At 73.5% G+C, this 12,268-nt stretch carries 11 protein-coding genes; 5 read left to right on the top strand and 6 right to left on the bottom strand.

Annotated features, from left to right (window positions below; genetic code table 11):
* Nucleotides 1-66: 66 nt before the first annotated feature.
* Nucleotides 67-1,659 (top strand): MFS transporter, encoded by a 1,593-nt coding sequence (locus SACTE_RS26320; protein WP_014049060.1) that lies wholly within the window; start codon nt 67-69, stop codon nt 1,657-1,659.
* Nucleotides 1,660-1,749: 90 nt separating this feature from the next.
* Here the strand turns inward: SACTE_RS26320 and SACTE_RS26315 are convergent, their stop codons facing one another.
* The gene (locus SACTE_RS26315) at nt 1,750-2,952 is read right to left on the bottom strand and encodes an MFS transporter (protein WP_019993140.1); all 1,203 of its coding nucleotides are present in this window, start codon (nt 2,950-2,952) and stop codon (nt 1,750-1,752) included.
* 73 nt (nt 2,953-3,025) lie between these two features.
* Between SACTE_RS26315 and SACTE_RS26310 the strand changes: the two genes are divergently transcribed.
* Nucleotides 3,026-3,784: a DeoR/GlpR family DNA-binding transcription regulator gene (locus SACTE_RS26310; protein WP_014049058.1), complete on the top strand. Its 759-nt coding sequence runs from the start codon at nt 3,026-3,028 to the stop codon at nt 3,782-3,784.
* A gap of 16 nt (nt 3,785-3,800) precedes the next feature.
* Here the strand turns inward: SACTE_RS26310 and SACTE_RS26305 are convergent, their stop codons facing one another.
* Nucleotides 3,801-4,640, bottom strand: coding sequence for an alpha/beta fold hydrolase (locus tag SACTE_RS26305; RefSeq protein ID WP_014049057.1), 840 nt, complete (start codon nt 4,638-4,640; stop codon nt 3,801-3,803).
* Between the two features lie 230 nt (nt 4,641-4,870).
* On the opposite strand from SACTE_RS26305, the gene SACTE_RS26300 reads away from it, so the two are divergent.
* A complete protein-coding gene (locus tag SACTE_RS26300; RefSeq protein WP_014049056.1) occupies nt 4,871-7,282 on the top strand; it encodes a GTPase-associated protein 1-related protein in 2,412 nt (803 codons plus the stop codon).
* Between the two features lie 99 nt (nt 7,283-7,381).
* The gene (locus tag SACTE_RS26295) at nt 7,382-7,852 is read left to right on the top strand and encodes a hypothetical protein (RefSeq protein ID WP_014049055.1); all 471 of its coding nucleotides are present in this window, start codon (nt 7,382-7,384) and stop codon (nt 7,850-7,852) included.
* Between the two features lie 31 nt (nt 7,853-7,883).
* Here the strand turns inward: SACTE_RS26295 and msrB are convergent, their stop codons facing one another.
* From msrB to SACTE_RS26275, 4 genes are all read right to left on the bottom strand, one after another.
* Complete coding sequence (gene msrB, locus SACTE_RS26290; RefSeq protein ID WP_014049054.1) at nt 7,884-8,291, bottom strand: peptide-methionine (R)-S-oxide reductase MsrB; 408 nt, start codon at nt 8,289-8,291, stop codon at nt 7,884-7,886.
* Nucleotides 8,292-8,301: 10 nt separating this feature from the next.
* Nucleotides 8,302-9,696 carry a UDP-N-acetylmuramate--L-alanine ligase gene (murC, locus tag SACTE_RS26285; RefSeq protein ID WP_014049053.1) on the bottom strand — a complete coding sequence of 465 codons (1,395 nt, stop codon included), beginning with the start codon at nt 9,694-9,696 and terminating at the stop codon, nt 8,302-8,304.
* A gap of 48 nt (nt 9,697-9,744) precedes the next feature.
* Nucleotides 9,745-10,197, bottom strand: a complete 453-nt coding sequence (locus SACTE_RS26280) for a hypothetical protein (protein WP_019993141.1) — start codon at nt 10,195-10,197, stop codon at nt 9,745-9,747.
* Nucleotides 10,198-10,352: 155 nt separating this feature from the next.
* Nucleotides 10,353-11,135: a pyrimidine reductase family protein gene (locus SACTE_RS26275; RefSeq protein ID WP_014049051.1), complete on the bottom strand. Its 783-nt coding sequence runs from the start codon at nt 11,133-11,135 to the stop codon at nt 10,353-10,355.
* 37 nt (nt 11,136-11,172) lie between these two features.
* Between SACTE_RS26275 and zapE the strand changes: the two genes are divergently transcribed.
* Complete coding sequence (gene zapE / locus SACTE_RS26270; protein ID WP_014049050.1) at nt 11,173-12,264, top strand: cell division protein ZapE; 1,092 nt, start codon at nt 11,173-11,175, stop codon at nt 12,262-12,264.
* Nucleotides 12,265-12,268 lie beyond the last annotated feature (4 nt).

Here is a 12,268-nt window from a genome sequence, read left to right as displayed (position 1 = left end):
CGCAAGCGGTGCCGCCGCCCCGGCTTCCCCGACTTCCCGAAGTACGTACACAGACAAGGCACTTCCATGTCCTCCACCACCGTGGGCACCTCCCCCCTGCCCGCCGGCTCCCCACCGGACCGTCCGAAGCGGGACAGGCGCGGCAACCCGTGGCTGACGCTGATCGCCGTCGCCATCGGCCTGTTCATGGTCAACCTCGACTCCTCCGTCGTCGCGATCGCCAACCCGGAGATCGGCCGGGACCTGAACGCCTCCACCGCGGACCTCCAGTGGGTCACCAACGCCTATCTGATCGCCATGGCCGCCCTGCTGATCCTGGGAGGCAAGCTCGGTGACCGCTTCGGACGGCACACGGTCTACCTGGTGGGCACATTCGGCTTCACGCTGGCGTCGGTGGCCATCGCCCTCTCCGGTTCGATCGAGGGCGTCATCACCTTCCGTGCCGTCCAGGGCCTCTTCGCCGCCCTGCTGATCCCCAACACCCTCGGCCTCCTGCGCGCGGTCTTCCCGCCCCAGAAGTTCGGCATGGCCGTGGGCCTGTGGGCCATGGTGGCGTCCTGCTCCACCGCGCTCGGTCCGATCGTCGGCGGTCTGCTCATCGAGCACGTCAACTGGGAGTCGGTGTTCTACGTCAACGCCCCCATCGGTGTCGTCGCCCTGGTCTTCAGCCTCTTCGTCCTGCCCAGCAGCAAGGACTCCACGGGGCACCACCGCTTCGACGTCCCCGGCGTGGTCCTGCTCGCCGTCGGCCTGGTCGCCCTGATCTTCGGCGTGGTCAAGGGCGAGACCTGGGGCTGGACCTCGGGCGGCACGCTGGGGTCGATCGCCGCGGGTCTGTGCGTGCTGGCCGTCTTCTGCTGGTACGAGACCCGCCTCGCGCACCCGCTGCTGCCGATGCGCCTCTTCCGCAACCGCTCGCTGACCATCGGCGCGCTCGTCACGGCGATCAACTTCTTCGTGATGCTCGGCGTGATCTTCTTCGTGATGCTGTACCTGCAGAACGTGCGTGGCTTCACACCGGTCGAGGCCGGTGTCCGCACCCTGCCGTTCAGCCTGGCCACCGTGGTGGCCGCACCGCTCGGTGCCGCCCTGACCCAGCGCTTCGGCCCGCGGGTCACCATGCCGGCCGGCATGGCGCTCCAGGCGGTGGCCGCCCTCTGGATGCTGACCTGGGAGGCCGGTTCCTCGTACGCCTCCCTGTGGCCGCCGTTCCTCGCCATCGGGCTGGGCGTCGGCATCGTGATGTCCGCGTCGTCCGACGCCATCGTCGGCAACGCGCCGAGGAAGGACGGCGGTGTCGCGGGCGGGCTCCAGGCCACCTCGCTGCAGATCGGCGGTGCGCTGGGCACGTCCGTGCTGGTCTCCCTGATCAGCGGCAAGGTGGGCTCCACGCTCACCGGCGAGCTGACCTCGGCCGGTGCCCCGGCGGATGCGGCGGCCGGCTTCGAGGAGGCCAAGGACGCGGTGTCCATGGGGGTCTCGCCCGTTTCCTCCGGCATGACGGCGCAGTTGAGGGCCGCCGTCGTCGAGGGCAGCGGCAACGCGTTCATGAACGGTCTCCACGCCGCCGTGCTCGTCACCGCGGTCCTCTGCGTCGCCGGTGCGCTGCTGGCCGGGTTCGGCATGCGGAGCAAGCCGGAGGCCGCCGCGAAGCACTGACCGCACACGACGGTGCCGGCCGGGAGCGGGGTTCCAGGACCCCGCCCCGGCCGGCGCCGTGCTCCATCGGGGCGCGGGCGGAAGGGACGGTCACGCCTGCTGCCGCGCCGGCGAGGTTCCCGCACCACTCGCGGGGGCCGCGCCGGTCCGCAGGATCGGCGCGGTGAGGCAGGCGACCGCGCAGAAGGCCACCGGCAGGAGGAACGCCAGGTTCAACGGCATCAGATGGGTCATCGGACCGATCACCGCCGGACCGGCGAGCATCCCGAGGTAGCCGAGCCCCGCCACCCGGGACACGTTGGCTCCGGCGGCGCCCGGGTCGGCGTGGCCCGCCGCGCTGAACAGCTGCGGGACACAGCCGGAGAGGCCGATCCCGAAGACGGTCCAGCCGACCAGGGCGAGCGGCACCACGGGCGCGAGCGTCGCCACGGTCAGGCCGACCGCGGCCACCGCCGAGCCGTACCGCACCACCGCGACGGTGCCGATCCGCGCGGCCACCCGGTCGGTGAGCAGGCGGCCTACGGTCATGGCCGTGGCGAAGGCGCCGTAGGCGAAGGCCGCCGTGGCCTCGGGGGCGTCCAGGACGTCCTTCAGGTGCAGCACGCTCCAGTCGTTGGCGACCCCCTCGCTGAGCATGAGCATGAAGGCCAGCGCCGCCAGGATCCAGATCCGGGACGGCGTCCCGCGCTCGGTGCCCGCGGCCTCCGTGGCCGCCGCCTCCTCGGCCGGCACGGACTCCGGCGGCAGCAGGGCGCGGGACGCCGTCCCGGCGGCGACCAGGCCGAGCAGGGCCATGGCGCCGAGGGTGGTGGCCGCGCTCAGGCCGAGGCTCAGCGTGACGGCGCCCACCAGTGAGGCGAGCACACCGCCGATCGAGAACAGGGCGTGGAAGGCGGACATGATGGGCCGTCCGTAACCGCGTTCGACCTGGACGGCATGGGTGTTCATGCTGACGTCCAGGCAGCCGTTGCCGAAGCCGAACACCAGCAGGGCCGGACCGAGCGTCCAGGCGTTGCCGGCCAGCCCCGGCAGGGCGAGGGCCACACCGCACAGTGCCGCGCTCAGCGGGACGACCTTGCGGGCCCCGTAGCGGTCGGCGAGCGGGCCGGCCAGCCGCATGCCCGCGAAGGCGCCGGCGCCCAGCAACAGCAGCAGCCAGCCCAGCACGGCGTGGCTGATGCCCGTGTGCGCCTCCACGCTGGGGATGTGGACGATCCACATCCCCAGCAGGAAGCCGTTGAGTACGAAGTACGCGAAGGTGGCCAGCCGGCCGGCGCGCAGGGTCTTGTCCATGCCCGAGAACCTATAGAACACCATTCATGTTCGTAAAGTTGCTTTTCGAACATCGTCTGTGTTCAATACGCGCATGGCGAGTACGGACCGGCTGAGACGGATCACCGACGCGGTGCGCGAGCGCGGCAGCGTCGGGGTGGCGGAACTGGCCGGGCTCACCGGCGCCTCGGAGATGACGATCCGGCGCGATCTGGAGACGCTGGCCGGCCAGGGCGTGCTGGAACGATTCCGCGGCGGGGCCAGGAGCCTGGTGCTGCGCGGCGAGGAGCCGCCGTTCGCGCTCCGGGCGGGCGAGGGTGTGGAGACCAAGCGGCGCATCGCGGACGTCGTGGCCTCGCTGCTCACGGACGGCGAATCGGTCGTCCTGGACAGCGGGACCACGTGTCTGGAGGTGGCACACGCGCTGGCCGGCCGCCGGCTGACCGTCATGCCGCTGTCCCTGCACGCCGCCAACGCCCTGACCGGGGCGCCCGGGCCGACCCTGCTGCTGCCCGGCGGCCGGCCCCGCCCCGGCGAGCTCGCGCTGACGGGACCGCTGACGCAGGCGTCCCTGGCCTCCCTCCGCTTCGACACGGCCGTCATCGGCTGCTGCGGCCTGACCGCGGCCGACGGCCTGACCGCGTACGACCTGGAGGACGCCGCCGTCAAGCGTGCCGCGATCGCGTCGTCCCGCCGCGTCGTCGCCGTGGCCGACGGCGCCAAGTTCTCCCGTACCGCGCTGGCCCTCGTGGCACCGGCGAGCGCCTTGCACACGGTCGTGACGGACGCGACGGCCCCGGCCGAGGAGACCGAGGCCCTGGCCGCCGCCGGGGTCGACGTCCGTACGGTCTGAGACGCGGGGGCAGCTCTCAGGAGGGCCGCGGGACGAACGCCCTCAGGGCCTCGCAGAGCCGCTCCGGCCGGTCCTGGGGAATCAGCGTGTAGCTGTCCTCGACCTCCACGAGCTCGCCCCGGGGCAGCAGGCCGGCCAGCCTGCGCCCGTGGGAGGGCGGCATGACCTTGTCCTCGGTGGCCCAGACGACGAGAGCGGGCCGGTCGAACGTACGCAACGCCTCGGCCCACTCCAGGAGTTCCCTCTCGGGCGGTACGCCGAGTGCGTAGGCCCTGAGGTCCCGGCGGATCGCGGCGGAGGTCCACAGGGGCCGGAACCACTCGTCCATCACCTCGGGCGGAACCGGCCGCTTGCTCATCCAGCCCCAGGTGACCGGGAGCCTGCGCAGCGGCTTGAGCTTCAGCAGGGCGAAGGCGAGCCGCAGGCCGCCGGGCACCTTCGCCGCGAGGTACAGATTGCGTCCGGGCAGCCCGGGCGGGAAGTTGCCGAACGCCTCGCAGGAGGTGAGCACCAGCCTGCCGATCCGCCGGTCCCGCCCGTCGGCGACGAGGAACTGGGCGCCGCCCCAGTCGTTCATCACGAGCGTGACGTCCTGGAGTCCGAGCGCGTCCAGGAACTCCGCCACGAGCCGGGCGACCCCCCGGACCGTGAGGTCGGCGTCGGGCAGCATCGGTCTGCGGTGGCCGCCCAGCGGCAGCGTGGGCACGACGCAGCGGAAGTCCGCGCCCAGGCCGGCGACGACGTGCCGCCAGAGCGAACCGTTCATCGCGACCCCGTGCAGCAGCACCACCACGGGCCCGTCGCCACCGGTGTCCTCGTACTCCACCACTCCGGCGGACAGCAGCACCTCGCTCATACCGGCCAACTTAGGGCCTCGCGGCTCCGGGGGACACGGCACGGCGACCTCGTGTCGCACCCGGGAGAGCGCGCCCGTGCGCCGGGCGCCTCCCCCTGGTGCCTCCCCGACGGCGCGGGCCGGGCGCCCGGGCCTTGATAGCGTCTGCCCACGCGACTACGGACCGCTCCCCTCGCGGAGTTGTGACCGCGGTGGGCCCGGACGGACGTGGCACGGAAAAGGACCGACACATGAGCCTCGCGCAGTTGCACTACACCGCCGCCACGGCAGGTGACGGGGGATCAGGCGGCCGGTTCACCGCCGTCGACGCCGCGATACCCGGGCCGGTGCGCGCGGAGGCCGCGCCGCTGCTCGCCTACGCGGCGCCGACGGGCACCCCGGAGCGGCCCACCGACGCCGAACTCCGCGCGCTGCCCGTCGCGTTCGGTTTCAGCTCCCTCTCCGACGGCAGCCACCTGGTCAGCCGCACGGTGGCCTCCGGCACCTCCGGTTTCCACGCCCACGCCGTCCACCTCCCGGCGGACACGCCCCTGCCGGGACGGCTGCTGCCGGTCGCCGCGTGGGGGGCCTCCGGGTGGCTCTCCTCGACACCCGGGCGGACCCGGCCCGATCCGCTGACCTCGCTGGCCCTGGCCGGGCCGTCGGGCGGCCTCTCCCGCGACGGGCTGGGCGACTTCGCCGTGTCCCGCGGCCCGTGGCTGGCCGCCGTCCTCGGCGACATACGACGGGCGAGCGAGGACCCGTCCGCGCCGCAGGTCGTGCTCGTGGAGCGGCACAGCGCGGACGTGGCCCGGTGGATCGCCCTCGCCGTCGCCGTACTGCCGCGGGAGCACGCCGAACGGCTGACCTTCACCACCTACACCCGGCACCCGGGGGCCGCCGCGCACCGGGTCGTCGGGGTGCAGCCGCAGGACGCGCCCGACGTGCGCGATCCCCGCTTCCGCGTGCACGTCACCACCGGGCCGCGCCCCGCCGGCCCGGGGGACGACGCCTGGGCGGCGACCGCCGCCCGCATCTGGCGCCACCGGGCCCCGGAGCTCTTCCGGGACGCGGCCGAACTGCCGGGCGAGCCGTTCTCCGCCGGGCCGCTCGCCGTGACGGCGCTGGGCGCGGGTATCGCGCTGGCGTCCGAGGAGCGCGCCGCCGCCGCCGACTGGGCGGCGGTGCGGCCGTACGCCTTGGACGAGAAGCGGACCCAGCAGCTGACCGCCGCGCTCACCGCGCCCGGCGAGGACCGTACGCCCGCCGAGTGCGCCGCCGCGCTCCGGCTGCTCACGGCGCTCGACGGCCGCTCCCCGGCCGCCGTCACCGCCCCGCTGGCCGCGCTGCTGGTGACCGAGGCGGTCCACGGAGGCGACGTCACCCTGGAACCGCCGGCCCGCTCCGCGTTCGCCGGGGCCGCCGGGCAGCGCGCGGTCGACGCGCTGGTGGCGGAGCTGGGCGAGGACCTGCTGGCCGAACTCACCGCGGGGGCCGCCGGGGGCGTCGCGCGGACCGTGCAGCTGCTGCGCGTGGCGCGGCTGCTCGGCCTGGACCGCACGGAGGTGCTCCCGGGCGTCGTACGCCGTCTGGCGGGCGCGCTCCTGGACGACGCGGAGGCCGGGGCGTGTCCGGCGCTGCCCGATCTGCTGGACGAGCAGTTCGACGTGCGGACGGCGCTGCTCGGCGAGCTGGACCGGCTCGCCCCCGACGACCCGGCGGGCGCGGAGCGGCTGCTGGCGCGGGTGCCCCTGCCGTTCACGGGCACGCAGGCACTGCCGCATCTGCGGATGTGCGCGGCGGCACCCGGGGCGAAGGCACGGGGCGCGGGGCGGGTGGAGGTCCTGCACACGGTGCTGCGGGCCGCCGGCATGTCCCCGTTCTCCGAACCGCTGGTGCTGCGCACGGCGGTGGGCCTGGTCTGGGGCCGGGACGGGCTGACGGCCGCCGAGGGGCTCGCGCTGCTCGGCGAGACCACCTCGGACGCCCACCGGACGGCCGGGACCTGGCGGCACCTGGTGGACGCCGCGCTCGCCGCCCCGGCGGACGACGAGGACGGCCCGGCGCTCGCCCACGACGTGCTGCGCGCCTTCCCGCAGGAGATCGACGCCCGGGTGCGCGCCGGTCTGCTCCTGCTGGACTTCGCCCGGGAGGTGCGCGCCGGCACGGCGGAGCCCGGCTGGGCCGGGCGGGCCCGCTCCCTGCGCGAGGGGGCCGAGCCGGTGGAGCCGTCGGTCCGGGACCACGCCTACGGAGCGGTGGCGCGCCGGCTGCTCGCCCCGGACCGGCCGGAGGCGGAGCTGTTCGCCTGTGTGCACAGCGAGGACGAGGAGCTGATCGCCGCCTACGGCCGGGCGGCCCGCCGTGACGAGGTGGCCGCCCTGCTGCGTACCGACCCCGTGTACGCGGCGGACTGCTTCACCGTCTGGACGTCCCATCCGCACGCGGGCGACGCCTGGACGCGGACCCGTACGGCCCTGCTGGAAGAGGTCCTGCGGCCCGTGGTCCGGGCGCTGTCACCGGAGGAGGTCGCGGCCGTCGAGGCGGGTGTGGAGAGCGCGGGCACCAGCCGCACGCTCGACGCCTTCCGCGCCTGGAACCGCCCCTCGCGCTCGCTGGGGCGTCTCGGCAGACGCATCGCGGGGCGCGTGCGCCGGGGGTGACCCGCGGCGGGGCGCGAGCGGCCGTGCGCGCCAGGTACCGTGGAGTGTTCCGATCTCGTGTGCCTCCGGTGGGCTGCGTGACACCCCAGGAGGAGAGCCATGACGACCAACCGCGGACGCAAGGACGTGATCCGGGACCGGATGGCGGCGACCGGGGAGTCGTACAACGTCGCCGCGCGCCACCTGAAGGCGATGAAGGACACGAGCGCGACCCGTGCGGCCGTGCTCACGCAGCGGTGGACGCCCGCCGGGTCGGCCGACGTGCCCTGTCCGTGCGGCAGCACCTGCGAACCCGGTGAGGACTGCGGGCGCTGCCACGCCCGGCACCTGCACGTGAAGCGGTATCCGGGCAGCGTCACCGACGTGGAGGTCTGGGCGGACCGCTACGAGTGCACGGGCTGCCCGTCCTCGTACACGCTGACGATCCGGCTGGCCGGGCGTCCCTGGGGCGTCGCCGGGACCGTGATCCGGGGCGGGTCGGCCGAGGAGGTCGTCCAGGCGACGGTGTTCCCGGGGGTCGTGCACCCGCTGCTGCGTGCCGCGGCGGCCGCCACGTCCGAAGACGCCTGACGGCCGCCCGGCCCGCACGCCGGGAGCGCCCTCAGGCCTCTTCCGGCTCCAGTCGCAGCGAGATCGAGTTGATGCAGTACCGCTGGTCGGTGGGGGTCGGATACCCCTCACCCTCGAACACGTGACCGAGGTGCGAGCCGCACCGGGCGCAGCGCACCTCGGTGCGGACCATGCCGTGACTGGTGTCCGAGATCAGCTCGACCGCGTCGGTGTCCTTCGGGTCGTAGAAGGACGGCCAGCCGCAGTGCGACTCGAATTTGGTGTCGGAGCGGAAGAGCTCCGCCCCGCAGGCGCGGCAGGAGTAGACGCCCGCCGTCCTGGTGTCGGTGTACTCGCCCACGAACGCCGGCTCGGTGCCGGCCTTGCGCAGCACCGCGTATTCGGCGGGGGTGAGCTCCGCCCGCCATTGCTCGTCCGGTTTCTCGACGTCGTAGGACACGGTGGCTCCCTCAGTTCGACAGGTGGTCCAGGATCCGCGGGCCGAGGTCGGTGACGTCGCCCGCTCCCATGGTGAGAACGAGATCGCCGGGCTTCGCCATTCCCGCCACGGCGGCGGGGATCCGGGCCTTGTCGTGGACGGCCGTGACGTCGGCCCCGGCCGTCTTCGCGGCATCGATGATCAGCTCGCTGGTGATGCCCGGGATCGGGTCCTCACGGGCGGGATAGATGTCCAGGACCAGAGAGGCGTCGGCGAGGGCGAGGGCCTGGCCCATCTCGGTACCGAGCTCCTGCGTACGGGAGAAGAGGTGCGGCTGGAAGACCACCAGCAGCCGGGACCCGGCGGCGGCGCCCCGCATGGCCTCCAGGTCGGCGGCCATCTCCGTGGGGTGGTGCGCGTAGGAGTCGATGACCTGGACGCCGGCCGCCTCGCCCTTGAGCTGGAGACGGCGCTTGACGCCGGTGTAGGTGCCGATCGCGGAGGCCAGGTTGTGCGCCGGGACGCCGAGGGCGACTCCGGCGGCGAGGGCCGCGACGGCGTTGAGCGCGTAGTGCCGGCCGGGCACGGAAACGGTGAAGGTGAGGTACTTGCCGCCCAGCACGACGGTGACCTCGCTGGTCAGCCCGCGCGGGGTGATCTTGTGCACCCGTACGTCGGCGCCCTCGGCCTCGCCGTAGGTGACGACCTGGAGGCCGTCCTGCCCGCGGACCCGCCGGGTCAGCTCGACGGCGCCCTGCTGGTCGGCGGAGACGACGAGCGTGCCACCGGGCACGACCTTGCCGGTGAACGTCTCGAAGGACTCGTAGATCTCGTCCATGGAGGCGTAGTTGGCGTGGTGGTCCAGCTCGACGTTGAGGACGATCGCGACCTGGGGGACGTACTTCTGGAAGCTGCGGTCGCTCTCGTCGGCCTCGGCGACGAAGATGTCGCCCCCGCCGTGCGCGGCGTTCGTGCCGGGGCCCTCCAGGTCGCCGCCGATGGCGTACGAGGGGTCGAGACCCAGACCGGACAGGGCGACGGCGAGCATCGAGGTGGTGGTGGTCTTGCCGTGCGTGCCGGCGACGGCGATCGCCCGCAGGCCCTCCATCAGGGCGGCGAGCGCGTCGGAGCGGTGGACGACCGGCACGGACAGCTCCGCGGCGCGGACCAGCTCGGGGTTGTCCGGGCGGATGGCGCTGGAGACGACCACGCAGGACGCGTCGTCGGCGAGGTGGCCCGCGGCGTGCCCGATGTGGACGGTCGCCCCCAGCGCGCGCAGCGCCTCGGCGGTGGCGGACTCCTTGGCGTCGCTGCCCGCCACCTTGGCGCCCCGCTGGGCGAGGATCTTCGCGATGCCCGACATTCCGGCGCCGCCGATGCCGATGAAGTGCGGCCGTTCCAGGGCGGCAGGAATACCGGGTGCCATGCGTGAGTCTCCCGAGGGTGCGACGGGTGGGTGTGGTCCGGCCCCAGCCTATTCGTTGTGCGCGAAGAGCTTGAGCACCGGTACGCCCACCTTGTGACGGGCCCGTGACGCCCAGTCGCGGTGGAAGAACTCCTCGACGTAGTGGGGCGCGGTCAGCACGATGACCTCGTCGGCCCGGGAATCCTCGACCACGGTCCTCAGCCTGTCCAGGGGGTGGTCCTCGACCACCTGCCCGACCGCCTCGGCGCCGGCCTTGCGCAGCTCCTGGAGCGAGTACTCCAGCGCCACCGCGGCGGGCTCCTGGGCGGCCCTGCCCTCCGGCTCCTCGTTCTCCCGGGCGGCCTCCTTGAGCTCGCCCAGCGCCACGTCGTCGATCGCGCGCAGCAGTACGTCGGCCTGGTCGCCGCGGGGCTGCATGAGGACGACGAACGAGATCCGCTCCTCGCCGTGGAGCGTGGTGACGAACTCCACGTCCACGGGGCTGAGGGGCTTCTCGATCATCAAAACGCTTGTGAACACGACAGGCGCCTTCCGCTTCATCTCTTCGGCCGTGTGCGGCCGCTGCTGCTGAAACCATCCTTCCCCGTCATCGCACGGGGTCGCAGGGTCAAGTCTGCCCATCCGGAGCTAACCGGAACGGGAAATTCCGGTATGTGTCAGATCTTTCCGTACTGGCTGAAGAGGAATCCTGCCTCCTCCAGCAGAGATGTGAGGGAGAAACGTTCCGGCACCGTCACACCGGGCCCGGTCGCGATACGCTGCGCGCCCCCCGCGGTGAGCATCGGGGAGACCGTCAGGCACAGCTCGTCCAGCACATCCGCCGCCACGAACTGCCCGAGGAGCCTCGGGCCGCCCTCCGTGAGCAGCCGGGTGTGGCCCCGGGCGGCCAGTTCCGCCACCGCGCGCGCCGGTTCGACGACCGCCCCCTCCCCGGCGAACAGCACCTCGGCGCCCGCGTCCCGGGCGGCGTGGACGCGGTCGGACGGGGCGCCGGCTCCGGTGATCACCAGGGTCGGGACCAGTGGCGAGACGAACAGCGGCAGCGAGAAGTCCAGGTCGAGGCTCGCGGTGACGACGGCGATCGCGGGCGCGGGCCCCTGCCCGGCCGCCGCCCGCCGCTCCGCGAACGCCTCACGCGCCCGGGCGGGCCGGTAGCCCTCCAGCCGTACCGTCTCGGCGCCCACGAGGACCACGTCGGCCAGTCCCCGCAGGGTGCCGAAGATCCGCATGTCCGTGGCGCAGGAGATGCCCTGGGAGCGGCCGTCGTGCTGGGCCGCGCCGTCCAGTGTGGTCACCATGTTCGCGCGCAGCCAGGGGCGCTCCCCTCCGGGGTAGGCGTAGGCCTCGGCCAGCTCGTCGAGCGTCCACTCGCGGTCGGTGGCCGCCTCCGGGCGGGGGGCGCGGGTTGTCAGATCCGTCACAGGGAGCAGGCGTCGCATGTGAGGCAGTCTGGCATGGCCCGTAAGCTGGGGAGTTGTGTCGTCCTCCACCGCCGTGCCGGGGCAGAGCCCCATAGCTGAAACGGCCCCGCAGTCCCTGTGCGCCCTCGAGCCGCGCGTCCCCGCCGACCGCCTGGTCGCGGAGATGGTGCCGCCGCCGCGCTTCGACTCGGTGCGTTTCGAGACGTACGAGCCCGACCCGGACCAGCCGAGTCAGCGCGAGGCGGTCGAGGTGCTCAGTTCGTTCGCCGCAGGGCTCGGCGGGGCGCACGCCACGGGGACGGGCAGGCGCCGGTGGTTCGGGAAGAGGGCCGCGGGCCCCACGGGACCGCGCGGGGTCTATCTCGACGGCGGGTACGGCGTCGGCAAGACGCACCTGCTGGCCTCCCTCTGGCACGCCACCCCGGCGGACCCGTCGCTCAAGGCGTTCGGCACGTTCGTCGAGCTGACGAACCTGGTCGGGGCGCTCGGCTTCCAGCAGACCGTGCAGACCCTCGGCGGACACCGGCTGCTCTGCATCGACGAGTTCGAACTCGACGACCCGGGTGACACGGTCCTGGTGTCCTCCCTGCTCAGCAGGCTGGTCGAGGCGGGTGTGGCGCTGGCCGCCACCTCGAACACCCTGCCCGGGAAGCTCGGCGAGGGCCGGTTCGCCGCCGCGGACTTCCTGCGGGAGATCCAGGGCCTCTCGGCGCACTTCCGGCCGCTGCGGATCGACGGTGAGGACTACCGCCACCGCGGGCTGCCCGAGGCCCCGCCGCCGTACTCCTCGGACCAGGTCACGAAGGCCGCGTACGCCACGGCGGGCGCCTCCCTGGACGACTTCCCGGCGCTGCTCGGCCATCTCGCCCGGGTCCACCCGAGCCGGTACGGGGCGCTGACCGACGGAATCACGGCGGTCTGCCTCACGGATGTGGAGCCGGTGCCGGACCAGTCGACGGCGCTGCGGCTGGTGGTGCTCGCGGACCGGCTGTACGACCGCGAGGTGCCGGTGCTCGCCTCCGGCCTCCCGTTCGACCGGCTGTTCAGCGACGAGATGCTGAACGGCGGGTACCGGAAGAAGTATTTCCGGGCGATCTCACGGCTGACGGCACTGGCGCGTGACGCGAAGGGTCTGGTGGCGCAGTAGGTTC

The sequence above is a fragment of the Streptomyces sp. SirexAA-E genome (genome assembly GCF_000177195.2).
GTDB classification, from domain to species: domain Bacteria; phylum Actinomycetota; class Actinomycetes; order Streptomycetales; family Streptomycetaceae; genus Streptomyces; species Streptomyces flavovirens.
The sequence above is the reverse complement of the archived record's forward strand: the minus strand, read 5'-3'. Positions and strand labels throughout refer to the sequence as shown.

Bases quoted from the DNA above. Each gene is read 5' to 3' on its own strand.
- SACTE_RS26320 (WP_014049060.1), top strand. From the start codon at position 67: ATGTCCTCCACCACCGTGGGCACCTCCCCCCTGCCCGCCGGCTCCCCA.
- SACTE_RS26315 (WP_019993140.1), bottom strand. From the start codon at position 2,952: ATGGACAAGACCCTGCGCGCCGGCCGGCTGGCCACCTTCGCGTACTTC.
- SACTE_RS26310 (WP_014049058.1), top strand. From the start codon at position 3,026: ATGGCGAGTACGGACCGGCTGAGACGGATCACCGACGCGGTGCGCGAG.
- SACTE_RS26305 (WP_014049057.1), bottom strand. From the start codon at position 4,640: ATGAGCGAGGTGCTGCTGTCCGCCGGAGTGGTGGAGTACGAGGACACC.
- SACTE_RS26300 (WP_014049056.1), top strand. From the start codon at position 4,871: ATGAGCCTCGCGCAGTTGCACTACACCGCCGCCACGGCAGGTGACGGG.
- SACTE_RS26295 (WP_014049055.1), top strand. From the start codon at position 7,382: ATGACGACCAACCGCGGACGCAAGGACGTGATCCGGGACCGGATGGCG.
- murC (WP_014049053.1), bottom strand. From the start codon at position 9,696: ATGGCACCCGGTATTCCTGCCGCCCTGGAACGGCCGCACTTCATCGGC.
- SACTE_RS26280 (WP_019993141.1), bottom strand. From the start codon at position 10,197: ATGATCGAGAAGCCCCTCAGCCCCGTGGACGTGGAGTTCGTCACCACG.
- SACTE_RS26275 (WP_014049051.1), bottom strand. From the start codon at position 11,135: ATGCGACGCCTGCTCCCTGTGACGGATCTGACAACCCGCGCCCCCCGC.